Below are 25,889 nucleotides of genomic sequence, written 5' to 3'. Positions count from 1 at the left end.
CTTTTAGGTGATTAAAAGCCATATGCCTAAGTCCTACGAACACTGATTCTGCTCCTTCACGCATAATTCGACAATCAGTTAGAGAACAACTTTACTTCATTGGCGAGGGTCATCAATTGATTCAGAGTATTCTAGAAAAAGACCAGACATTTAAACTCATACTTTTAAGTCAAGGTAAAGTGGGTGTTCTTGCCCTTACCTTTGAATTAAATCATGGTGTAAATACTTAGCATTATTTTTAATATTAAAGTGATTAGAACTGACATTTGACGAGAAATAGATCAATTGTTTTAGAGCTACTGGCTATAGAAACCAAAAAGCATCGTAAATATCAAATCGGCATTTTTCTGAATTCCTTAGTTACTCGCTCTGTAATGAGACATATAGCCTTTAGTTATACGAGTTAAACAGGATGGAATGAGTGAAATAGCTCTTTTTATTAAAATAGGGAGTACAATCATACTATTAATAAAAGGTGACATATGAAAACAAAAATAAAGACAATAGTTTTATTACTTACACTGTGCTCCTTCTCTTCTTTGCTTAAAGCGATAGAGTTAAGTGGCCAAACACTTAATGCCCAATCCTCACCTTTACCAAACACATCTATTTTCTTTAATGGTAATAAAGTAAACAGCGATCAAGCAGGTCGGTTTAAGCTGTCCGTTCACTCAGATAAATACTATCGGATCACCGTGAGTAAGCCCGGTTACTATGACATGACGCACACCTTTGAGCACCTTGAACTTGCCAATAATAATTTTCAGATTCCACCCATTGAGCTGGTTCAAAAAAAACTGAGGCGTGTCATGTTTGCCTTTGGAGGTGATACGATGATGGGCAGACGCTACTATGACCCTTATTTTAATGAGCCCAGTTTAATCACTCCAAAAGATCGACTTCACAATAGTGTCAATATATTACGCAATATAAAGCAATATCTAACCATCGCCGATTACACGTCTATCAACCTTGAATCGCCCATTCTAGAGTCAGCACTGAATTCTAAAGCTGATAAGTCAGTCACATTTTACTCTCACCCCGATACGTTAAAAAGTTTAGCTTGGGCGGGGGTAGACTACGTTTCTTTGGGAAATAACCATACGTACGACTACTTACAAGGGGGCCTCGAGAAAACATTAACCTATTTAAAAAATTCACCTCTCGGTTTTTCTGGCGCAGGACTAAGCGAAGCTGATGCACTTAAGCCACATACTACTCAATTAAATGGTAACAGTTATGATCTGTATGGGTTCGTAGGTTGGAAAGGTAAAAAAGCGCCTTGGCAATCAGCAAATGAACTACAGGGCGGTGCCGCACTTGGAACGATGTCTAATCTAAGGGCTGTGATAGATAGATCTATTAAAAACAATGTGTTGCCTATTATTCAATACCATGGGGGTCTAGAGTATAGTGCAACGCCATCTCTCGTAACCGAGCAGCGATTAAAACATGCCATTGATCAAGGTGCTGTCATGGCAATTGCTCACCACCCTCATGTATCTCAGGGCTTTGAACTCTATAAAAATAAGTTGATAGCCTACTCTCTTGGTAATTTTATTTTTGATCAAAATTTCCCCGCAACCCACAACAGTACTTTACTCTATGTCTGGTTAGATGAAGGACAATTTTTCAGGGCTGAGATAGTGCCAATTTTTATTCAAAATTATCAACCAACCGCAGCCGTCGGTCAGCAGCGTCACACAATACTCAAACGAATCAAGCAGCTCTCTGCCATGAAGAGAACCAATACAGAGCGTTCGGGTGGTCACGCAGTAATCAATAAAAGAACAACACAAAACACGATGACAAAAAGCGCAACGCGAGAACAACAGCCATTCACTCAAACAAGCGGCGTCAAAAATTTGTATCTAATCAGTAATTGGACTGAATCAATGCCTCAGTTTCCCGCACCAAATACGTCGATACGCTACGGAAAAAATTTAATTAATTCAAGCAACTATGAAAGTTACTTTACTTGGGACGCAATAGATCGAACTTGGCTATTTACAAATACCGAACCAACTTTGATAAAAGATAGTGACCTTAACCAATACTTAAATTTGGAATATCAAAGTGGTCAAATTACTTTTGGTACGAAACACTTCAATCGTGTCTATAAGCCAGATGCCCCCACGTTACTACAATTAAAGTTACGAGCAAACATTAACCTAAAGGTATCTGCGTATTGGGAAGGTCGACAATCTAAACAAAGATTACAAGACGCCTTCATCAATCCAACGTCAGAGTTAATCGGCACACACATTGTCTCACCAAACACCCAATGGCAACAGTTAAGGTTTGATTTTGATTCTCCACGTGTGGGATATAAGAGTTACCGCATCAAATTTGTTATTGAAGCTGATAAAAGCTTTAGTCAGCCAAAAAATATTGCAATCGATGACGTTGAGCTTATTGAGTGGCATACTGCATTTTCTGATGTCATGACCAAAACAGATGCCTTGATAGAGACGACACACATAGAGGTAAAGAATAGATAAGATACCTTGAGCTATTCTATGTCTTTTCAGTCAGGTATGGTTTTTTTAATCAACTATCATACCTGACAACAAGTTAAACTCTCTTACTTAGAAGTGGTTTACCAAAAAGCGTAAATGTATCTAAAAACAACAAGCAATGTGATGAGCTCTATCACACCATGCCCATGCTTAATTTGGACTATGATTTGTCTTCAGCCACTTCGATTGGGTCTTGGCGCTTAACATTAAGAAAACGAGTACCCCAAAATAAACTTTTAAAACTACCTGCGCTTAGCACCATAATATGACTTATTTATGGTTCAGCTCAGATATAAAGTCTATTAACACTAAAAAGGTAAAAATAATAAGTAACACATTTTTATGCAGTCATTGCCCACACACTGTTTTTATCTCCATTGTATGCCCTGCGTTTATTGGCTTTATAGGCGCAATAAAAAACACCTGCAAAAACGATAAATAATAACTCTAAACAGATTTGCGAAAAGCCACTGGCAGGCCATACCCCAATATTTGGCATAAAGAACCCAAATATAGACGTAAACGGAATACTCAAACAGATCCAAGCTAATAGACGTAAAAACAACATAGCGGCTTCAGCTGCACCTTTTTTAAAGCTTACAAATAATACACTAAAAAACGTTACATAATATAGCGTTAAGTACAATTGATTGACACAATCAGTGAATGCGGTTAACCATTTAGTGGCTGCAAAGCACATGGCCACACCAAGCAATGATCCCAAACACACACCGACGGTTAAACTTGCCATCACCGAAACGGAACGCGTTTGCGCTTTATTTTTTTGTCGACGTTTTTCGAGCCACAGTAAATTTCCTGAGTAAAATAAAAAAGCGCCCATCATACCCAGTGTAAAATACGCCCAACGACCAAGCTCTCCGCCATAACTGCCAAAATGCAGTGCAAAAAAGCCAGTAACTAGTTGCCCCCATATACCCTGATCGCCCACTGCAATACTGCTTGTTTGAATTCTGAGTGTATACGGGTTCATAAACACAAAATCAGCAACAGGACCCACCATCATATTGCTGTCATTTTTAAGTAGCACAATTGCAAATGGGGTCACACTATCTAACCCACTCAATTTAATTTTATGTACTTTATGTTCTGGCGCATACTCTTCTATTGTTTTTAACAATACAGACATTTTAGGCAACGCATCTAACTGATATTCAACTGTACTTGGTGTTGGCATCGCGAAAAGCGGTTTATCATTGTATACCTTCGCCAACCCGCCATATAAAAAATCATGAAATGAAAACACCACCACCGTGAGTGCAATCACAATATGAAAAGGCAAACTGGCAATCCCCACTAAATTGTGACTATCAAGCCAAAAACGATTGGCCCCAGCTTTAGTTCTTAATGCAAAGAAACGTTTTACTAAAGTAGGCATTAAAATAATAACCCCCGATACCAAAGCAATAAAATATAAAAAACTAGCTATACCAAGAACATACCCCCCAACGTGATCATGACCTACTTCACCAGCAATGCCTGCGGTTCGATGCAGCATATCTAATAAGTAGCCAAGCTCATTATTAGCGCGCCTATATGTTTCAATATGCCCTTGGTGATCTAACGATGCGTGCCATTGCGTGTCCGCCATAAAAGTTTCATTATCATTGCCTTTTTCAAGCCAGGTTAACGGAGAAACATCTTCATCAAAGCTGACCACAAGATGTTTTTGCGCTTGGGGAAATTGCCTTAAGATTTGTTGAGTCAGTGTATCAAGCTGTTTTATGTTAATCTGCGCCAGTTTATCACTGGGTGGCGTCGCCCAGTCACTGATCACCGGCTTAAACATAACAAGTGCACCAGCGAAAAAGCCGATAAATAACAAGAGACCGGAAGTGATGCCAGTCCATGTATGGATGGCTTGATAGTGTCTTAAAATATAAGAACTAATTTTCATTAAAGCACCCAATGTATCATTAGTATTGAATAAATAATGAGGTTGACTGTACCTAAACTTACCCAGGCACGTAGACCCGTTTGAAACATAAAACTGAAAGAGATGATCAGTAGCCAAATTGGAGGCAGCATCCACATATTAAATTGTGTTCGCCATAACGTTCTTTCGCTTGATAAAGTTTGGTTTAAATTATCGGGTCCAAACCATGCAAATAGTCCAATAATTCCATAGGTGAGTAATAAACCCAATAAGACAGCTGCAAGAGATTTCGACCACCAATCAGGGGGAATACGTTTTTCAGTCATCTTTTATTCTTCTTATTAATACTGAACATACCGGCAGTAATACACACAGTGTCATAACCAGTATGATCGTTAGAAAAATACTGGTACTGACCGTAAAAATGTATTGCAAAACAATCAAAGCCAACGTAATCATTACATAGCTTAAATACCGCCATATTTTTGGTAGGGGTTTTGACAATAAAACTTGATGTCTATTGATAGCGTAAAGTAATAATATTGAAGACATGATTAAGCACACAGAAACTGTAAGTAACATATATAAATCACATGACCTTTAATCTTAAGGAAACGATGACAATAAGAACTTGAGGAGTGTAAATACTGGAAATCGTATCTCAGTAAACTTATTGCCACCATAGCAATGCTATAACTACAAGATGCGGACTATAATTGTGTCTTTTTCAACCTATAGATATAGCCCTGTTTTGTAATTAAAAACGATAGGTCATGCTCGCACCTACACTTCGAGGCTCCACAATGGCCGTGTAGCCATCAGGATGAAAGCTCCCTGCAGGCTCATTTAATATTGCTTCTTTTTCGTTAAAAGCGTTATTTATAAAAGCACTAATAGTAAAGTCTTGAATGTTGTAGTCGAGCACAACCCGCGCAACTGTGTATCCACCAGCTACCCTTCCTTTGGTATTCGCAACGTCACCATAATATTCATCAACATAATTGGCCGATGCTGACACTGTAAACGCATCTTTTAGCCAATATTTAACTCCTAAATTAGCGCTGATCCCTGGTGTTGAGTTAAGTTCATTACAAATAATTGAAGTGAATGTTTCACCCGCTTTTTTTATTTTAGACTTCAGTAACCCAAGCCCACCATTTAACTGGACCGTTTGCGATAACATGGTATTAAACTCGAGTTCGAGACCTTGGGTTACAGCTGCATCAATATTGGTAATTTTCATTGTAGAATCTGTACCTTGATAACCGCTAAAGTCATTATAAAAAATGTTCGCGCTTACATTTGTATTCCCTTTGTCAAAGCTACTGCGAATTCCATACTCAAAGGTATTTACTGTTTCTTCATCGTAGTAATAGTACTCAAGCGTCGTAAACTGCAAAGCACCACCACCAGCGTTATAGCCCTTTCTTGCGCTAACAAACATAGATGTATCGTCAGACATATCATATCTAATCGCTAACTTAGGGAGCAAAATACTGTAGTCTTTATCAAGTAGTTCGTCTACTGCTTTATTGAAGAAGTTGGCAATGAAATTACGCTTTTGGGATTCTGTTTGGTACCGACCACCTGTGATCAGGTGTACTTTCTCAGATAAAGCAATATCAATTTCACCATAGATGGCACGATACTCACTGTCGTCGAAGCCTTTATATGGGAAGCCGCCAACAGATACAAATCTCTGTTCCCTTTGTTCAAGTTGAAGACCAACAAAACCTTTCAATTCATTAGCCGCAAGGTCAAAGTTAAACCTAGTATCAAAGCTTTCAGCACCGTTAAACATCTCTACATATTGCTCTAATGCTGCAACCGGTTCGTATGTGTCCATACTCCAATCATAGTCTTGTGTGGAAAGCATGACATCAACTGAATAAGCATCTGAAATTTGATAATCAGCACTTAAAGAGAGTGTGTCTGATTCGGTTGTAATATAGCGAGGAAAAATAGAAATAAACTGCCAAGGATCATCCACTGCGAAGTATTTTCGACCTACATTGCCCTTCTCACTATTATGTGAGTAATTCAGCCTAACCTGAAAGTCTTCTTTCTGGGTTGGTTGTAATAAAAACTTGGTACGAACGTTTTTAACCTTTACTTCATTAAAATCATAACGGCTTGAATTCGCCTCATGCTCAACTATGTTACTATTCGTGTCACCATCAATCAATTGAGCACTCACCCTGGCTGCAAGCGTATCTTCTATTAGCCCACCCGTGATTGAAATTGCCGCATCTGTATAATTTGCTTGGTTACGATAACCTAGTCGCGCTGCGCCACCAAAATCAAAGCTAGCATCCTTGGTTTTTACATAGACAGCACCACCAATGCTATTACGACCATTATTAGTGGACTGAGGACCACGAAATACTTCGATCTGTTCTATATCCCAAAGGCCTGTATCACCGGTGCGATCGGCGACAAAGGGTTGCTCTACGCCATCTACTAAGGTCGATACTCTGGCTCGAGCACCCCCTGTGAATGAGCTGAATCCTGTCGCTGAACCATTACCTGTCACCCCGCGAATATCAGGCACTGCGCCCGATAAAACCACCACATTGGGAATATCATCTAACGCATCTCCCAAAGCTAGAAATTGACCACTTTTAAGCTCTTCATCGGTAATCACGGATGTTGAAGACAACGTTTCTTTTAGAGTTCGCTCCACTTTTTCGCCAACAACAGTGATTACTTCAAGTGACTTATCCGCCTGACCAATATTATCTTCAAAAGCATGAGAAACAATTGGTGTGGTGATCAGTGCTAAAGTAATCGCATTTCGTTTAAAGCGGTTGGTGTTCATTTATACCTCTTAATTAGTACAGTGATTGATATCTTAAATGCAGTGGCGACCAACGTCATATTGAGCGTAACTCATGCTATCAGTGGCGTAACATCATCAGCTAACTACACAGCTGTTATTTGATTGATTATAATTCTTATTAATATTAAACTATTCGAAGGAACGCACTACTCCAAAACAGTCAACCCAACCACCCAAAAACGACACATTTATGGATATTTGGAAATCACATCGTAACGAGCTTTATCAGCGCTGGCCTGAATTAAAAACTGATTCAGAATTTTTAACTTCGAGTTCATCTGGTTCCGTCATCGTTGCTCATACACAGGCTCAACCTTTCAAAGGGGAAGGAAAAGAGCCTAATTATGCGGCTTTGGTGCTATGTACCTCTGGAGGAGGAAGGACAAGAAAAGAATACGATGGCTTGGTGCTGGATGATGTTTGGCGTCCCGGTCGAGTTGGCTTTGCTCTTCCAACTATGAGTGCTAAAGGTTTTACACCGAGTATGGAGCTACTTATGATAGCGTTTAAACCCGAAGATTTACCGTTTTGTCATAGCACTCCTTTTGATTTATCTGATCTGTCGCCTGCCACAACCCAACTCATAGACGACGAATTGATTTCTTCCGTGATGATCGCGTTATTAAAAGATGCCGAAGCCCATGGCGCTGCAACCATGTTTTTTGAACATGGCTTATCACTAATTTTAAATCGACTTAAGAAACATTGCCAAGTTGCTAAGAGTAGCCTAATAAACCTACCCGAACAGAAGTTTAAACACTTATTTTCTATTATAGAAGAACGGCTTGATAAAGATCTAAGGGTCACCGAACTTGCTGGTATCATCGGTGTCAGCGAACAAACGCTCACACGTTTCTTCAAGAAAGAAACTGGCTACACGCCTTTCATGTACCTAACTAGAAGACGTATAGAACGGGCTAAAGACATGTTGAAACAAGACTATTCCGTCACTGATATTGCTTTAAATGTAGGCTATAGTAATCCAGCTAAATTTTCTGCGGCATTTCGCCGTTGGGTGGGCATATCGCCCTCTAAATGGCGTACTTCAAATTGACAAATAGAGCCAATAAAAAAACCTTGCTTTAGAATATCACGTCTTGATAGAACGTATTCTCAAGTCACTATACAAACAACTGTTCTATGTCATGATTTAACCGTTTGTTAGAACTTTGTTTGCCTCAACAAACCCAGTGCATGCATTAACTCATCTCTACTTTGCGCTATATTTTTACCGGCTGTATCAATAACAATCCGCTCCGTCGTCCATTGATGATATTCACGCTCAATAATAAGCGTTATGAACCCATGGATAAAATTTTACCGTTTAAAGCTCTGATGCCTTTTACGTATAAAGGTATAAATAAGTTATTAAAATCAGTTTAATTACAGCAATCTTACAAACAAAGTATACATAGAGCTCTACATAACAGAGTAAGTGCATTACTTTAAATAAGCACAGACATCTCATATATTTTTAATTTGCATTTCATCTGTTTGGCCAACTTCCATCCACATAGCCAATACCGAACGGGGACGACTATAAATTCAACGTCTTCATTGTTGAATTTGAATATGCTGTAACGTTTATTATCTCTGACGTAAAAGCAACTCATTCCAGCCTCATGCGGCTTTGAACCTCCAGCGAAAGGTAAAGATCTAAAGGTAAGTCTCCACTCACGCTGATAATAGGTTACATAGTCTGACTGATCTTTATTTTTATATGAGTACTCTTGAAGTAAATCTGTTACTTCTTGAAAAGCTAATGTTTCATCTTCTGTGAATGAATATGGCTCTAGATCTTCTTTCCATTCTCTATCTTTTTCTAAGTCTTCCATTCTAGCCAACAATTCGCCAAGCTTCTTGATACGATCGAAATGCTGCCCAGTTGTATATAATGCTGGGTTTGCTCCGTATTGAATCATTTTGTTCTTATTGAACCCAATCCCAAATTTTCCAAATTTTGAGCAGTGTTCTCTTGCATACTTTAGAGGAATATCCGTAAAGCAAACCATCGCTTCTTCGGGTTTATAATCATCATGCACATAATTGGGACAATAACTCAGGCGAAGAATTTGATCCTCACATATCGATGTTAATGCTTTAACCGCACTCTCGTCATCTTGACCTCTTCCTGTCCAATGAACTAGCTCATTGCATATATATTTACGTAACTTCATTTGCACCTAATATTAAACAAACATAAAACATGGATAATCGACATAAAATCATCAACGCTCGGGTCTAAATTAATTTTAAAATGGGTACTCATATATGACCAAGTAAATGCAGGCCAACTTAACCTCAAAGAGCAAAAATAGCCAATGTGTTGAGCCCTGCTTCCTTTGGGTCTTTTTATCCCTTTTACATGAACTGGCGAAAATGCCACTTCACTGTACAGCCAATTTAAGTGATAGGTTAGCCAGTACTTAGCCTAAAATTGTTAGGCGAGTTGATATAAGAGGTAAATCCATTACCAATCGCTTTCTAATAAGTTCTCAGAAAGGATTCAGTTCTACACACTGCACTTGGTAGGTTCAGAATACGACTACACCCAATGATAAATTGATATATATTAATAACTCACTACTATTTATCAAAAACAACAAGACCATACTCTATTAAATAAAAGCCGAGTCTTATTGAGTTGATTGTGTCACTTTTATCAAACAAAATTTAGATACAGTTCAGAAAATGACGCATTCACGCCACATTAAACGTAATAGGCAAACCACTCATAATGATTCGCACCTATTCAATAAACATACCCAACTTGCTCGCCGATTATCATTAAAGGGCAACCGATTCTACGGCTTTACTTTGAGCAATATAGATAAATGGTATTTTGTGTTTTTTAGGTTCATATTGTGCTTTTTATTGCAACTGTTCAGTAGCACTGTTATTTTGATAGCCTACGTTTCTTTGAGGAATTAAGTTATGTGTTTTGTTTCATGTTGTAATCGTTGCCCGCCAAAATTCTGATCCCTCGCTATTTCATATACTAAATAGCACATCGCATACATCTTAGTTGTAAATAGCGCCTCATTGCGCTTGAAAAAAATGGAACAATTATGAACATTGAATCGATATTGGCTTTTACTGCCATCGTATTTGTGATCGCCGTAATTCCTGGCCCAAACGCACTATTGGTGCTCTTTACTGCCCTTTCTGATAAGAAGTCTATGGCTATTGCCAACATCGCTGGCGTTGCACTTGGGTTTATATTTCACGCCTTTATATCTGCCCTAGGTTTAAGCTTAATCATTGCACAATCCGCTTTAGCTTTTACACTGCTGAAGTGGTTGGGCGTGCTTTATCTGTTATGGCTCGGCTATACACACATAAAATCTGCAAGGAATTTAACGGCCCTATCACTACCGGAAAAACGAAATCAATCGAGTTTTAAAGACAGCTTTTTAAAAGGGCTTTTAACCAACATGCTTAACCCTAAAATCGTTTTATTTTACCTCTCAATCTTTCCGCAGTTTGTTAGGCAAGATTCCGCAATTTCAGACAGCTTAATATTAGGGGTAACTCAAGCTTTGGTAGTATCCACTTGGTTTTGTATGATTATCATTATGGCACAAGCTATTCGAGCACTTTTGACAAACGTAAGATATGCAAAAATATTGCATTACGTTTCAGGTTCGGTGTTTATCGCTTTTGGTGCAAAGCTCGCATCATCTAAAATATAGCTATTTATAGTTTCATAAAAATAAACAATAAAAAGGCTGTTTATACAGCCTTTTTATATACCATTGCATCGCACATAAACTATCGGTTTGAAGTTCTTATTGAGTCTGGCTTAACTCTCTGTATTATTTCCAACCATGAAGCCATTTAGCATCATTTTTTAACTCAACCCAGTCAATTAGGTATTCTTTTTTAGATAATACCGACTCTAACGTACATGAAAGCACTTTACCCTCTTCCTCAAATTCAATCTCTGTTATCAAAAAGTGTTTCTCTCTATTCAGCTCTCTTATCGCTGTCCATTTGCTGTTGTGTAATTTAGCAGGGTTAATTCGATTCATCATCATTCCCTAGGTAAGCGCTTGTAAGATATAAATTACTTGTTTATTGCGAGTCTAATGTACCGAAAGTTCAATTAATCGCTATGACAACATATATATGGAGCTAGTTGCTGGTTCTGTACGACTTAACTTATTGGTTTCCTGATCACTCAGCCATATATAGATTCTATCATGAACCTCTTTAAGTATTGGGGCACTGCATGAAGCAGCATAACTCAATATTGAAGGCGCTTCATGTTGATACCTGAGAGTATGATCCATCCCTTCTATAACATAAGCTTCTGTTGGACTTGATGACAAGTCTAAAATTAAAAGTGTATCATCTGGGTGACATTGGAAATCTTTTTGTCCCCCAATCGCCAATATAGGGTGCCTATTGTCTTTTAAAAAAGATTTAACATCGTAATTAAACGTTTCTCTATAAAACTTAGTGCTCACTCGTGTGAAAGAAACCCACATTCTCTTAGCATTGGTTTTTTCGACTTTTTTCCTAAGCGTTGTCATCGTCTTTAATGGATCATGAGTATAAAAGAAAAATCGCGCCAATTTCCCTTTTAACCCCGACATGTTATCTAAGTCTCGATTCAGTACTTCAGCGTTTTTAATACCATCTTCTTCAAAGCTTCTTAAACTTGCACATAACATGACAATACCGGCAAGCTGTTTTCTCCTCGCGGCTATCTCTGGTGCTAATACAGCCCCTTCACTATGGCCAAGCACATAGATTTTATTGGGATCGATTTGACTTATTTGATTGTTTATAAAATCAACCGCAGCACATGCATCATCAACCATCTCAGACAACCCAGCGATTTTAAAATTCCCTTTACTTTGTCCACATCCTCTTTTGTCATAACGAAATGAAGCAATTCCCCTTTGAGCTAAATCTTCAGCTATGTATTTGAAAATTTGCGTATTAAAACCTGAAATATTACCATCTCGATCTTGCGCTCCACTACCATGAATCAGGATCACACATGGTGGTGGGATGTCATTTTCAGGCACAATCAACGTACCAGATAGTAATAATTTATCCGATTGAAAAGTAACTTCTATTTCCAAATCAACTCCCATATAAAAAAGAGCACGGTATTAAATGCAGAGTACTCGTTTTCAAAAGATAAAACGAAATTTTGTAAAACGATCTGTTTGAAATCCTATTTTAAGGCCTGACTAATAGCGAAAGTCCCAACGAGCGTTCCATCTAGATTAGTTCAGAGAACACAAAACCATCGCATAATATATACCTATCATTTTTTATTGCGCTCAGCAATTGTCTACTACAGCCATATGAGCCTAAATTGGAGTAATCAAGCGTTCAATCGCTATCTCATTTCAATAAAAGACGCTCTTCATACAACTCATTTAAGGCGTGATATAAGTGTGTTGAATAATAACGGTAAACTAGATACTCGTTTTAGTATGCTGTTTTAATCCATACTAAAACAATTTTAAAATGTTGGGGTGTTTTTGATGCTGATAAAAAAGCCCTCTAGGGGCTTTATACTTGCTTAACAATAGAAACATGCCTAGGTGCTTTGCTCAGACAGCGAGTGTAGTTCGGCACTTTCAGCAGGTCCCCCCCATAAAGACCAGTCTATCTCTGACATCTGACCACCATGAATAACAAACGGATGTTGTCTGTCTTGGCTAACGAGTATCGGCCCATCTAAATCTACATATTGCGCTTGTTGAGCCACAATGGTGGCAGGTGCCATTGCCAAAGAACTGCCAACCATACAACCAACCATAATATCGAGACCTAAAGATCGAGCTTTCTCTACCATTAGTAAAGCTTCTGTTAAGCCGCCCGATTTATCAAGTTTGATGTTAATCACACTATATTTGCCAACTAAGCTCTCTAACCCTTCAGTTGTATGACATGATTCATCAGCACACAGTGCAATGGGAGATTTAAACCCCGCTAATGCTGCATCGTCAGATTCAGGTAGCGGTTGTTCAATCAAAACAACATTCATTTGCGCTAATTCTTCAACATAATTTTCAAGCTGCTCAAATGACCAAGCTTCATTTGCGTCAATAATAAACTGGCTATTCGGCGACGCATGATAAATCGCTCGCATTCGAGGTAAAACATTTTCATCATCTAATTTGACTTTGATTAGTGGTGCATTGTCCAATGCTAGAGCAGCCTTTGCCATATCTGTTGGGCTACCAATACTTAACGTTTGTGCCGTTAGAACCGGTTTAACTTCAAATTTATTGTCTTTAGAGCCAGGCAATAAATTCAAAACCTTATCATTATGTAGCTTTGCTTGCAGGTCCCATAATGCGCAGTCTAGGGCATTCTTTGCGGCGCCTGGTACTGCTTGAGTAATCGCATGCTTTAAAGTGAATAGACATTGGCTTTGCATCACTACATTATGAACTTGCTCTACTGATTTTTGATATGACTCGGCATACCTTTTATAAGGAACCGATTCGGCCCACCCCGTATGCTTGCCAGAAGAGATGGTAATAATCATCACTTCGGCTTCAGTTTTTGCCCCCCTAGCGATACGAAAAGCCGTTTTTAATGGCACTTTTTGAGCATACATACATAACGTGTACGCTTCATTTTGGTGGTGATAGAGTTGCGTGGTGATCATAATGCCAAACTCTCAAGTAATGTTGCTACACCCATTCTAAGTGGATCTACACACGGCATATTTAATTCTTGACTTAACGCTTGGCAAAAAGCGATCCCATCTTCTTCACTGACACTCGATGTATTTACCGAAATACCAATGACCTTTGCATTTGGATTAGTCAGCCTTGCCGCCTGCTCATTGAGCCTAATCGTATCTATAATTGTTGGCAAACTTTGGTGCGGTAACCCCCTCATATGATAGCGACTCATGGCATGACAAACCACTAACGCGTCTGGCTGAGCGCCATGTAATAGACCTAAACTCACGCCAGCGAAAGCAGGGTGTGACAAAGAACCTTGACCTTCAATAATATCCCAATGCGTGCTGTCGGCATCAGGAGACAATTGCTCAACAGCCCCAGAAATAAAATCAGCAGCGACACAATCTATTGCCACACCACCACCGGCAATTAATATACCGCATTGGCCGGTCGCTTTTATTGATGCAGAGACGCCCTGCGCTTTTAAATGCTTTTCAATGGCAAGAGATGTATACATTTTACCGACGGAGCAATCTGTTCCCACTGTAAGAAGGCGTTTACCGACACGCTCTTTCCCCGTGCCTGTTTTAAATTTTTCGCTCGGATGTCGAATGTCTATTAATTGTCGACCCAGTGATTGCGCCATCTGACGAATATCGCTTACATCCGTCAATTTATCATGTAGACCGCTGACGACATCCATGCCATGTTTCAATGCCTCTTGAATGTAGGGGACCCATTTCGCTTCTAAATAACCGCCACTGTTGGCAAATCCGAGAACAAATGTTTTTGCCCCGAGTTTGGCTGCCCTGGGAATATCCATCTGTTCTAACCCTGTTGTCACAGTACACCCTGGAACCGACATTTCACCAATACACAGTTGTGCACGCCAGTCTGCAACTCCCTGTGCCATTTTGATTGACAGTTTGTCGGTTGCGTCACCTAAAAAGACCAGATATGGTGCTTGAATTATCATTATTCTCTTCCCAATGGTTTAAAACTAATCACTCATTGAGCATATCCAATCTGTTAACTTTTTGAAGTTAGAAGGTTTAAACAGGTCATAACCTTAACGCATACCAAGTATTAACCATCTGAAAGTGTTGAACTTAATAAGTCTATAAATTGCCTAGCCACATTAGATATTGTATGGTTTTCTAAATAAACTGCGTCTACATTGAACGTTAATGGAGGGTAAAAAGATGCCATCCCCATTGTGTCATCCATGTTGCCAAGTGCGGTAAATTTATCGACGACACATAAGCCTACCCCTTGTGCCACCAGCCGAACTGCAAAAAAATAGGTTTGAACACGGATCGTCGAACTCAAAGACACGTTCTCTTCCATTAAACGTGCCCACAATAGGTCTCCTAATGGCCCACTATCAGCAATATCAATAAACGGTTTTCCAATAAGTTGTTCAAGCGACATCACATCGGGCTCATCCTCAAACATTGATTTTGGGTAAACAATCATCAGCTCAGAGTCTGTTAGCGTGATCGACGAAAGCCCAGGTCTAATATCTGGAGAGAATAAACAGGCCAAATCACACTTTCTCTCAAGCAAAGTTTGTAAAATGGCCTCATTATGTACCGTTTGTAATTGAAAATTGACATGCGGACTTTCTTGCCCAAATGCGGCAATCGCTTTAGGCACATATTGGAAACCAAGTGCAGGTGTGATCCCAAGGTTAATGTTTCCATATTCGTGTTTTTTAATATTTTCAGACGTATTTTTTACTGAGCGTAACTGATGGTAAATTTTATCTACTTCTGAAAAGAGCATATCTGCTTCTTTGGTTGGTAACAGCCGCCCTTTTAAACGCTTAAAAAGCTGAAAACCTAGTTGCATTTCTGCATGGCCCAAAACCTTACTGACAGACGGCTGAGATACATGTAATATCTTCGCCGCGTTCGTAATCGAGCCTGTCGTATAAACAGCATAAAATACCTCTATATGACGTAAGCGCATTTCATCTCCCTAAGTAAAAATAATGACACTGGCAGTCCACATTGATGCGGCCGCAGCCATAGCCCATGTGGCGGGCACAATTTGTGACTTAACATGGTCCATTAAATCGCACCCAGTAGTCATAGCACTTAAAATGGTGGTATCTGAGATCGGCGAACATTGATCACCGTATATGCTCCCATTAAGTACTGTCGTAAAGCAGATCATCATATACAGTTCTATGTTTTGTAATTCGTGGATATGACCGATCGACCAAGCCAATGGCATAGCGAGCGGAAAAGCAATCGCATACGTTCCCCAACTGGTTCCGGTCGAAAAAGCAATCACCATACTCAGTAACAATAACAACAGCGGCAACAACCAATATGCAATGCTATCGCCAAGTAAATTAACTAAGTATAAGCCACCTCCAAGCTCTTTACTTAATGTTCCAACAACCACTGCCAACATGAGAATAACCGAGGCCAAAACAACCCCTTTAAGACCATTTCCTAATCCATCTATCACATCCACTAGCGCCATCCCTTTGCCAAGCGCCACCGCAATACTCAATAATAAAGCCGCCGAAAAGGCCCAGTTAACTTCCGGTGTTCCAAGCACAATAAAAGTACCTACTGCGATAGTGACTAAAACCAATAATGGGCATAAAAACTCCATCGCATTGGGTAAATAACCTTTTGGTACATCCGTGGTATGTAGTTCTTTTGCACTCAGAGGTGTTGCACCATCAGCATCCAGTTTACCTGTCTTCGCGGCACGCTGTTGAGCTTGCCTTATCCGTTCCCCAGAAAACCGTGTAATATTTAGACTCAAGAGCAAGGTCCCTAACACCGCTAACACCCCATAAAAACTAAAGGGTATGCTGGAAAAGAAAAACTCAATTCGCTGTGATTCGGTGGCTAAAAACGCCACTCCAGGCACAAAAATCAAAGCCTGAACATAAGCAGGCCAAGCGTTAAAAGCCAGTACGGCAGCAATTGGCGAGGCAGTTGAATCAACAATATAGCTCATTTCTTCATGACTAACTTTTGCTTTATCTGCAAAAGGCTTTACCGTTGTCCCAACGAGCACTGTACTCATTGTACCGCCCTGAAAAAAGAGAACGCCGAGCAACCAAGTAATGACTTTCGCTGAGCGAGGTCCCTTCACACAATGGTGTGTCATAAAATCGGCAAAAGCTTGTGCCGCCCCCGTTTTTGACCATACTCCTAACAGCCCACCAAGTAACCATAAATACAATATTAATAAACCCACACTACTTTGATTAGCCAAATAAGGGATGATCACCCCATCTGTAATATCAAATAAACCCAAACTAAATGCGCCAGTAATAATGCCTGAGAATAACGCACTCAACGGTTCTCTCGTCAATAAACAAAGCGATATGGTTACGATGGCTGGCATTAATGACCAAAAACCAAAATGAAAAGCAGGTTTAAGCTGTGCAATATCGCCATTATTTAACCTAACCCATTGGCTTTTTATTGCTGGATCCACATCTCCTAGCTGATCAAGATGCGTTTGGTTTAATACAGAGTTAGCATAATCGGTAACGTGTTCAATAATTTGAGTTTCTCCTTTAAATACATAGCTCAATTGTCCATGTTCATTTTTTGATACATCGTAATGATAAATTTGCTCTACCCACTGTTTAGGCACCCATGCATTAATGTAAAGGCCCACGATAATAGCCATCAAAAACACCAAGCCCGAAAGCATCCCCTTATTTATTATTTTATTCATAAGTTTTGCCTTATGGTTGTTACGATCGATACTGTCAATGTTGTCTAAAATTAAGTTAACACGCCGATACGTACACTTGTTCTTATATTATTATTTGAGGTCATAACCAAAGGTTATGACATGTAAACTAAGTGTCAATTGTAAGTTCTTAATTAATTCGCCAATGTTAGTAGTCAAGAAACAACAACAATGACATAAAGCGCACAGGGGCTATCATGATAAGAAACAAAACCCAGCAAAACTCGACACCTCGCTTAAGCTATATGAGTATCTGTCTTCTAACAGCTATTTTGCCACACACTTCTTTCGCTAATAACAATAACGAAGCGGACATTGAGAAAATCTCGGTGATTGGATCAAACATCAAGCGTACCGCAGATGTGGGCGCGCTGCCTGTGACCACCTTGACCGATGTCGATATACAAAATAGTGGCGCAATGACAGGTGATGATTTGATCCGGTCTATTCCGCAAATGGGACAGGTCAACTTTGGAGCATCAACGGGTAATGGTGGTGTAAACGATGCTAGAGGTGATGTTTCTTCTATTAATTTACGTGGCTTGGGAACCGGTAATACATTGACTTTACTCAATGGGCGTAGGCTTGTAACCCACCCCGGCACACAGTCTGAAAACTTTGTACCTGTCAGCACCGTCAACTCCAACACCTTACCTGTCGCCGGACTCAGATCATTACAAATACTTCGTGATGGCGCGGCCGCTATCTATGGCTCTGACGCGGTCGCGGGCGTGGTTAACTACCAGCTTAAAAGTGACTTTGAAGGTAACAAAATCACAGTAAAGCATGGTAGCTCGCAAGGAACCACATTGAATGAATCAACAGTGAACCTCCTCACTGGATTTAATTTTAACGATAACGCCTCTCACTTTACAGGGTCAATGACGTTGTATGACCGAGAAGGTATGATGGCAAGTGAACGTGATTATTCAAAAAGCCATGATCTACGTAATTTCTCAACGTTACCCGAGGCATTTATTGGTGACACTCAATTAGATAACCGTACAACTTCGACACCTTGGGGAGATTTTCGTTCTGACTCTTTGGGTTTATTTCACTTAAGCCCTGCTAACGGCCAAGACTGCGAGCAAAAAATAACTGAATCCGTTTGCGCCAACTCTGGGGGAACACCTAGATCGCTTCGTTTTGATAGAGCTCCTCATCGATCTTTGGTGTCAGATGTAGAACGCTTAAACCTTTATGGCCACCTAACGCATGAATTTTCTGATGAGCTTTCTCTATTTTCAGAAGCCATCTATTACAAAGCACAAGCTAAACGTACAAGAGAACAAACTCATAACCTTACAGCACAACGTTTTGTGATTAGTAAAGATGCGGCATTTAACCCGTTCAATGAAGAGATTAAATTAAATAGATACCGCCCGTTAGACGCAGGGCCCAGGCATATTACAGTCGATGATACAAGCTATCGGATCCTTGTTGGCTTACAAGGGCAAATGACTGATTGGGATTGGGAAACGGCTGTTTTCTATAGTGAAGCTGAAACGAATGATATGGCAAACAGAGTCCAAGCGAGTAAATTTCAACAGGCAATCAATAGTCTCAACGAAGAACAAGCGTATAACTTATTTACAGGCGCAGATCCAAGTAACCCAAATACAGCAGACAATACACTGAATAGTGCATCTGTTATTTCGTCTTTTATGACCGACGTATCGCGTGATTCAAAAACCAGTTTGACGTCATTTGATTTTAAAATAAGTAATGGCCAACTTTTTTCTCTGCCTGACGGAGACGCCGGCATTGCGATGGGCATTGAGTATAGACGTGAAACATTTGCTGATGATAGAGATCAATTACTTGATGGCAGCGTACCATTTATCGACCAAATTACTGGTAAAGAACTATCTGGTAGTGATGTATTAGGCAGTAGTCCAACGCCCGATTCAAATGGGTCAAGAAAAGTCTTTTCAGCATACGGTGAACTATTATTACCTTTAATTGACACCGCTGATCAAATGTTGGAATTACAGATTGCAGCCAGGTATGAACACTTTTCAGATGTCGGAGATGCACTCAAGCCAAAGGTGGCGTTATTTTGGGAGCCAGCAGATTGGATCAGTGTACGCGCGTCGTATGCTGGCGGTTTTAGAGCACCCGGATTACCTCAGGTCACAGCCGAAGCGGTACCGCGTAGTAACTCAATTTACGACCCCATTCTTGATGACAGCTATGGGATCAGCGACATCCGCAGCGGTTCAAGTGATCTAAAACCAGAAGAATCAACCAATACTTCATTCGGTTTTGTATTAGAGCCCACGGATTCACTCACATTCACTGCGGATATCTGGCGCATCAAGCAAGAAAATTTGGTCGGTATTTTACCCGGTTCTTCACACTTACTGTATGACGGCTTACTGCGTAGTCAAGGCAGTAAAAACGATGCGGTAATACGTGATCCGCAAACTCAAGAAGTCATACATATAAATAATACCTACATGAACCTGAATATTCGACAAATAGAGGGCGTCGACCTTTCATTTGTTTATACCCTAGATACTAAATGGGGTAAATGGGAGCTATTAGGTAATACTGCAAAGCTGCTTAAGTTTGAGCAAGTACCAGATCCAATTTCAGCGCAAATTATCGCAGCACAACAGGCTGGTAATAGCGCAGTCCCAAGTGATAGAAATGTCACTGGTGCTGGTGACCTGATTGAGCAAAATGGCCGACCCAAACTCAGAGCTAAGGTACAATTAAACTGGCAGAAGGAACAGTTTAGTGCCGGAATAAATTATAACTATACAGGCCCAGTAACGGACACAAGTACAACAGCCGAAGTGAATGAACAAATGTTAACGCTGCCTGTTAGTAGCTTTAAAACTTGGAATACGCATGCAAGCTATCAGTTCGCTGAAGATTCTCAGCTCGATGGCACAAAAATCCAGGTGGGTATTAGAAATATTTTTGAAGCACACCCACCTATTGCTGACGAACTCGCACATGGTTATTTTGGTAGTCTTCATTCCAACCGAGGTAGATACATCTATGCAAGCGTAAGCACATCATTTTAATTAGTTTTAATTCCCCGGCGGCTAAATAATAGCCGCCCACCGAACAGCAACAGGTTTCTCATGAAAAACACATTTCTGCTCAGCACATTACTAATAACCACTCTCTCTATAGTTGGCTGCCAACATTATGCCAAAAGTACCCAAACAGACGCTGTATCGTCCACATGCCACTTTAATGACGTAAACTTTGACACGCAGTTCCCCGCGGCGCGGTTGGATAAGTGCGAACAAACTGGTAAAAATCGCTACAAATTAACCCTACAACCCGAAAACATGCCGATCAATGACAGTCCTTGGTATGCATTTAGTGTGTCGGGTAAGTTTTCTCATACCATTCATATTGATATGCATGTTGAGGGAGGTAGCAATCGCTACCATCCTAAAATACGTGTCGATCAAGAGAGTAAGCAATCAAATTGGCAGAAAATCCCATTTAAACGTCATGGTGAAGTCATGACATTCGACTTAGACATCAATCAACAGCCTACCTTAATTGCAGGTCAAGAAATCATTACTAATGATGACTATGATAATTGGTATACAGCACTAAAAAATAATGGCCAACTTGATATCATTACTTTAGGCCAATCTGTCAATAAACGCCCTATTAAAGCCATTATTCAACGTCATAATGCCAAGCAATGGTTGGTGGTACTTGGTCGACAGCATCCCCCAGAAATCACAGGCGCTTTGGCACTGTTCCCATTTACAGAAACCTTGCTTGCCGATACACCGCAAGCGCGCCATTTTCGAACACAGTATAATGTGTTAGTGATCCCTAATTTAAACCCTGATGGCGTACAGCTAGGTAATTGGCGACATAATGCCAATGGTGTTGATTTAAATAGGGATTGGAAGGCATTTAAACAGCCTGAAACACAAGCTGTACATCAGTATTTAACCCAATTGGTTAAGGAAGGCCATAGTATTGCGTATGCCGTGGACTTTCACTCAACACGTAAAGATATATTTTACACTATGCCACATACATACCCTATCAAAAACCCAATGCTCACCACACTATGGCTTGAACAGCTAGACCAACAAATGCCTTCATTCCAGGTTATACAAAAACCAGGGAATAACCCAAACAAAGGGGTATTTAAACAATACATATCTGACACCTACCGAGTTCACGCCGTCACTTATGAGATGGGAGACAACACGAATAGAGAAAAAATTAAAACAATCGCCCATACGGCTGCAAATACATTGATGAATACATTGCTACAAACAACTGAGGCGCCTTAGTATGAAAACACGCTTGTTAGTTTATGTATGTGTGATCTTACTCAGTAGCTGTAAGCACATCGAACATCAAGTCCAGCCTGAAGTTGATATTTTAATCCACTCTGGTCAGGTATTTACCGGGAATGATAGCAGTCTGAAACGTCTAAACATCGGTGTTTGTGGCGATCGCATATGCGAATTATACGCGCCAGATACTAAGTCTCTCAAAGCGAAAAAGATCATTGATGCCAGCGGATATATTGTATCACCAGGGTTTATAGACCCACACACACATTCTTTATCAGAACTCACAGATCCGACAAAAAACGCCAATGTTAATTACCTAACACAAGGTGTCACCACGGTAGTTAATGGTAACGACGGTGGAGGCACCCACCAGATCGATAAACTCAAACACACTTTACAGGCACAAGGTATTGGAACAAACGTCGCTTTTTTTGTCGGGCATGGCAGCGTCAGAAAAGCGGTCATGGGCAAAGCAAAACGAACAGCAACTGACATTGAAATAAAAAAGATGCAAGCACTCGTAAAAAAAGCAATGCAATCTGGTGCGTTGGGCTTTTCAAGTGGCTTATATTACGTACCTCAAACTTATGCTGATACACAAGAAGTGATCGCGCTTGCTAAAATCGCGGCAGAATATGGCGGGATATATGAAACTCATTTGCGAGATGAAGGCACCTTTTCTATCGGTATCGTTGCAGCAGTCGAAGAAGCAATACTCATTGCCAAAACCGCAAAATTACCATTGCACATTGCGCATATCAAAGCACTTGGTGTTGATGCATGGGGAGAAAGTAAACCCGTTATTCAACTCATTGAACAAGCTAGGCTGGCTGGGCTTCAAGTTACAGCAGATCAGTACCCTTGGCTAGCATCGGGAACTAAGTTACATAATGCGATCATGCCTAAGTGGGCCATGGCTGATTCAACCGCCGCATTTCATAAAAGATTAAACACGACAGAGCTTCAACCTAAGTTACAACGTGAGATCAGTGAAAATTTACGTATGCGAGGCGGTGCTGATGCGCTACTTATCACCGCGTGCAAAAACTGTAACTATGTCGGTAAAACACTTGCCAATGTTTCAGAATCACTTGGCTTATCTGCAATTGATACCGCCATAAAATTAGTACAACAAGATGATATTCGCGTTGCATCATTTAACATGGCTGAGTCAGATTTAACCGCATTTATGACACAACCATGGGTTGTGACATCTTCTGATGGTACCAATGGGCACCCTAGAAAATACGCCTCTTTTGCCCAAAAATACCATCAATATGTTAAAACACAGCGCTTGCTGACTATCCCAGAATTTCTTTATCGTAGCAGTACACTCACCGCAAATATTCTTGGACTGAGCAAAAGAGGTAAAATTGAGCCCGGTTATATCGCTGATCTGATTGTCTTTGACCCCGACACTTTTCATGGCAAAGCCAATTATCAACAGTGGGACCGTTTATCAACTGGCGTCAATACCGTATTGATCAACGGGCAGATAGCCATCATTCAAGGCCAGTATACCGGTCGACTCAACGGTCGTGTATTACGCCGTCACTAAACACATCTTCTCAACGTATTTGGGCTATCAATAATCTGGCGTTAAAACGATGTTGAGTGCGCTTATATTGAGCTTTCGCAGGCCTGCTTGTTCAAATAACTAAGTAGCGTCAGTTCTGCATAAGAATTATAGCCGAGTCACTTTTATACTCGGCTTAGTTGAATCAATAAATGTGATGCCTGTTGGCTTATCGAAGCGCTACTTTAAATAACTACACAGAGCGGGTAACGTAGCCTGAAGCACTTTCAACATACGTGTATAATTGACTAAATAAGGAAAAGATAGCGAAGCGCAGTAAATCCAAAATTTGTCGTCTAAATTTATCGCTGTAAACCAACTAGACAGCGACTCGCAATAGAGTCACTGTCGAAATAACGATAACTTAATTAGAACGATAAGCTGTCTAATAGCTCATCATCAACTCGATTAGCCAGCGTCACTTTTAATTTTGGTGTACGTGCCATTTCTCGTTTAATTGCAAAGTCAGCTTCATCATTACGTGCCCAACTGCGTCGTGCAATACCATTATTAACATCAAAGAGTAACATTGACTTCAAACGACGTTCCGCAGCAGGTGTGCCATCTAACAGCATACCAAAGCCGCCATTTGTCACTTCGCCCCAGCCAACGCCCCCCCCATTGTGGATTGACACCCATGTTGCGCCCCTAAAACTATCACCGATGACATTGTGAATTGCCATATCAGCGGTAAAACGGCTACCATCATAAATATTTGAGGTTTCTCTAAACGGTGAATCTGTGCCACTTACATCATGGTGGTCACGTCCTAAGACCACAGGCCCTATCTCACCACGGTTAATAGCATCATTAAAAGCTTTTGCAATTTCCATACGGCCCTGTGCATCTGCATACAAAATCCGCGCTTGAGAACCGACCACTAACTTATTCTGTTTTGCATTGTTGATCCAAGTGATGTTATCTTGCATTTGCTGTTGAATTTCTTCTGGCGACTCTTCCATAAGTTTATTCAATACATTTGCTGCAATTGTATCTGTTTTGTCTAAATCTTCTGGTTTCCCAGACGCGCACACCCAGCGGAATGGTCCAAAACCATAATCAAAACACATCGGTCCTAAGATATCTTGTACATAAGATGGATATTTAAAGTCTATGCCATTGTCGGCCATCACCTCTCCGCCAGCGCGAGAAGATTCAAGTAAAAATGCATTGCCATAATCAAAAAAGTAAGTTCCTTTTGCTGTATGTTTATTCACAATATCAGCGTGACGCTTAAGCGTAGCTTGAACTTTATTTTTAAATACTTCAGGCTCTTCTCTGATCAAACGATTTGCTTCATCATAGCTAATGTCTGTTGGGTAATAACCACCTGACCACGGGTTATGTAATGAAGTTTGGTCTGATCCTAAATGCACAAAAATATCGTGTTCATAAAACGCTTCCCATATATCAACAACATTTCCGATATATGCAATAGACACGATCTCTTCATTGGCTTGCGCTACTTTCAAACGTGCAATTAACTCGTCCATATTATCAATAAGCTCATCAACCCACCCTTGTTGATGCCGCTTAGTAGCCGCTTTTGGATTTACCTCTGCACAAACCGTAATACATTTTGCAATGTTACCTGCTTTAGGCTGTGCACCACTCATGCCACCTAGACCTGCGGTTAAGAATATCTTACCTTGTGAGGTTTCTCCCTTATTCAATACTTTGCGGAATGCGTTCATCACTGTGATGGTCGTGCCATGTACAATGCCTTGTGGGCCAATATACATAAATGAACCGGCAGTCATCTGTCCATACTGTGTCACACCTAATGCGTTAAACTTTTCCCAGTCATCCGGTTTAGAATAATTAGGGATCATCATACCATTGGTCACTACAACGCGCGGGGCATCTTCCGACGATGGAAATAGCCCCATGGGGTGACCTGAATAGATATGCAGTGTTTGATCACTTTGCATTTCACTTAAATACTTCATTGTCAGTAAATATTGCGCCCAGTTTTGGAAAACAGCGCCATTACCACCGTAAGTGATCAACTCTTCAGGGTGCTGGGCAACCGCCGGGTCTAAGTTATTGTCAACCATCAGCATGATTGCAGCTGCTTGCGCACACTGAGCTGGATAGTCCCCTACGGAGCGGGCCTTAAGCTCGTAGTTAGGCTTAAAGCGATACATGTAAATGCGGCCAAAGTCTTTAAGCTCCTGAGCAAATTCATGAGCTAACTCTTTATGCCACTCTTTTGGAAAGTAGCGCAGCGCATTTCTTACTGCTAATTGCTTTTCATCAGCACTCAAAATATCTTTACGTTTTGGCGCACGGTTCGCATCATTTGGATAAGGCTTCACTGGTGGAAGTTCAGATGGAATGCCTTGTTTAATTAATTCTTGAAAGTTCATCGCTAT

General features: G+C 40.3%; 17 protein-coding genes and 1 pseudogene. 6 read left to right on the top strand and 12 right to left on the bottom strand.

The annotated features are described in order from the left end of the window. Nucleotides 1–482: 482 nt before the first annotated feature. Nucleotides 483–2,501 carry a CapA family protein gene (locus CWC18_RS02770; protein ID WP_138674659.1) on the top strand — a complete coding sequence of 673 codons (2,019 nt, stop codon included), beginning with the start codon at nt 483–485 and terminating at the stop codon, nt 2,499–2,501. A 358-nt stretch (nt 2,502–2,859) separates the two neighbouring features. Here the strand turns inward: CWC18_RS02770 and CWC18_RS02765 are convergent, their stop codons facing one another. The 3 genes from CWC18_RS02765 to CWC18_RS02755 form a co-directional block, all read right to left on the bottom strand. Beyond that, nucleotides 2,860–4,434: a PepSY-associated TM helix domain-containing protein gene (locus tag CWC18_RS02765; protein WP_138674658.1), complete on the bottom strand. Its 1,575-nt coding sequence runs from the start codon at nt 4,432–4,434 to the stop codon at nt 2,860–2,862. After that, nucleotides 4,434–4,739, bottom strand: coding sequence for a hypothetical protein (locus tag CWC18_RS02760; RefSeq protein ID WP_138674657.1), 306 nt, complete (start codon nt 4,737–4,739; stop codon nt 4,434–4,436). The genes CWC18_RS02765 and CWC18_RS02760 overlap by 1 nt, the downstream gene beginning before the upstream one ends. A 431-nt stretch (nt 4,740–5,170) precedes the next feature. Further along, nucleotides 5,171–7,231, bottom strand: coding sequence for a TonB-dependent receptor (locus CWC18_RS02755; protein ID WP_138674656.1), 2,061 nt, complete (start codon nt 7,229–7,231; stop codon nt 5,171–5,173). A 211-nt stretch (nt 7,232–7,442) separates the two neighbouring features. Here CWC18_RS02755 and CWC18_RS02750 point away from each other — a divergent pair, with 211 nt between their 5' ends. Next, nucleotides 7,443–8,306, top strand: coding sequence for a helix-turn-helix domain-containing protein (locus CWC18_RS02750; RefSeq protein WP_138674655.1), 864 nt, complete (start codon nt 7,443–7,445; stop codon nt 8,304–8,306). 391 nt (nt 8,307–8,697) lie between these two features. On the opposite strand, the gene CWC18_RS02745 is transcribed toward CWC18_RS02750, so the two are convergent. Continuing rightward, entirely contained in the window at nt 8,698–9,429 is a 732-nt protein-coding gene (locus tag CWC18_RS02745) for an abortive infection system antitoxin AbiGi family protein (RefSeq protein WP_138674654.1), read from the bottom strand. 891 nt (nt 9,430–10,320) lie between these two features. On the opposite strand from CWC18_RS02745, the gene CWC18_RS02740 reads away from it, so the two are divergent. After that, the gene (locus CWC18_RS02740; RefSeq protein WP_138591292.1) at nt 10,321–10,944 is read left to right on the top strand and encodes a LysE family translocator; all 624 of its coding nucleotides are present in this window, start codon (nt 10,321–10,323) and stop codon (nt 10,942–10,944) included. A 123-nt stretch (nt 10,945–11,067) separates the two neighbouring features. On the opposite strand, the gene CWC18_RS02735 is transcribed toward CWC18_RS02740, so the two are convergent. The 6 genes from CWC18_RS02735 to CWC18_RS02710 all read right to left on the bottom strand — a co-directional run bounded on the left by CWC18_RS02735 (nt 11,068) and on the right by CWC18_RS02710 (nt 17,628). Beyond that, a complete protein-coding gene (locus tag CWC18_RS02735; RefSeq protein WP_138674653.1) occupies nt 11,068–11,283 on the bottom strand; it encodes a TIGR02450 family Trp-rich protein in 216 nt (71 codons plus the stop codon). Between the two features lie 81 nt (nt 11,284–11,364). Further along, on the bottom strand, nt 11,365–12,345 hold the full coding sequence (locus CWC18_RS02730) for an alpha/beta hydrolase family protein (protein ID WP_249930075.1): 981 nt from the start codon (nt 12,343–12,345) through the stop codon (nt 11,365–11,367). Nucleotides 12,346–12,812: 467 nt separating this feature from the next. Continuing rightward, the gene (gene dgcA, locus CWC18_RS02725; protein ID WP_249930074.1) at nt 12,813–13,892 is read right to left on the bottom strand and encodes an N-acetyl-D-Glu racemase DgcA; all 1,080 of its coding nucleotides are present in this window, start codon (nt 13,890–13,892) and stop codon (nt 12,813–12,815) included. Continuing rightward, nucleotides 13,889–14,890, bottom strand: coding sequence for an N-acetyltransferase DgcN (dgcN, locus tag CWC18_RS02720; RefSeq protein WP_138674651.1), 1,002 nt, complete (start codon nt 14,888–14,890; stop codon nt 13,889–13,891). The genes dgcA and dgcN overlap by 4 nt, the downstream gene beginning before the upstream one ends. A gap of 110 nt (nt 14,891–15,000) precedes the next feature. After that, on the bottom strand, nt 15,001–15,885 hold the full coding sequence (locus tag CWC18_RS02715) for a LysR family transcriptional regulator (protein WP_138674650.1): 885 nt from the start codon (nt 15,883–15,885) through the stop codon (nt 15,001–15,003). Nucleotides 15,886–15,894: 9 nt separating this feature from the next. After that, nucleotides 15,895–17,628 carry a Na+/H+ antiporter NhaC family protein gene (locus tag CWC18_RS02710; RefSeq protein ID WP_138674649.1) on the bottom strand — a complete coding sequence of 578 codons (1,734 nt, stop codon included), beginning with the start codon at nt 17,626–17,628 and terminating at the stop codon, nt 15,895–15,897. A 215-nt stretch (nt 17,629–17,843) separates the two neighbouring features. On the opposite strand from CWC18_RS02710, the gene CWC18_RS02705 reads away from it, so the two are divergent. Genes CWC18_RS02705 through CWC18_RS02695 form a run of 3 tightly spaced genes read left to right on the top strand, consistent with a single transcriptional unit; the run spans nt 17,844 to nt 23,496 of the window. Then, the gene (locus CWC18_RS02705; protein WP_138674648.1) at nt 17,844–20,681 is read left to right on the top strand and encodes a TonB-dependent receptor domain-containing protein; all 2,838 of its coding nucleotides are present in this window, start codon (nt 17,844–17,846) and stop codon (nt 20,679–20,681) included. Between the two features lie 60 nt (nt 20,682–20,741). Next, nucleotides 20,742–21,932: a M14 family metallopeptidase gene (locus tag CWC18_RS02700; RefSeq protein WP_138674647.1), complete on the top strand. Its 1,191-nt coding sequence runs from the start codon at nt 20,742–20,744 to the stop codon at nt 21,930–21,932. Nucleotide 21,933: 1 nt separating this feature from the next. After that, nucleotides 21,934–23,496 (top strand): N-acyl-D-amino-acid deacylase family protein, encoded by a 1,563-nt coding sequence (locus CWC18_RS02695; RefSeq protein ID WP_138674646.1) that lies wholly within the window; start codon nt 21,934–21,936, stop codon nt 23,494–23,496. A gap of 138 nt (nt 23,497–23,634) precedes the next feature. Here CWC18_RS02695 and CWC18_RS21905 read toward each other — a convergent pair. Together CWC18_RS21905 and CWC18_RS02690 are read right to left on the bottom strand one after the other, a co-directional pair. Further along, nucleotides 23,635–23,775: pseudogene (locus CWC18_RS21905) on the bottom strand (IS982 family transposase); the annotation flags it as partial. A 107-nt stretch (nt 23,776–23,882) separates the two neighbouring features. Continuing rightward, the gene (locus tag CWC18_RS02690) at nt 23,883–25,883 is read right to left on the bottom strand and encodes a urocanate hydratase (RefSeq protein WP_138591284.1); all 2,001 of its coding nucleotides are present in this window, start codon (nt 25,881–25,883) and stop codon (nt 23,883–23,885) included. Nucleotides 25,884–25,889 lie beyond the last annotated feature (6 nt).

Source organism: Pseudoalteromonas aurantia (assembly GCF_005886875.1).
In the GTDB taxonomy this organism is placed as follows: Bacteria; Pseudomonadota; Gammaproteobacteria; order Enterobacterales; family Alteromonadaceae; genus Pseudoalteromonas; species Pseudoalteromonas aurantia_A.
Note: the sequence above shows the minus strand (reverse complement) of the source record. Positions and strands in the feature narration are given on the sequence as shown.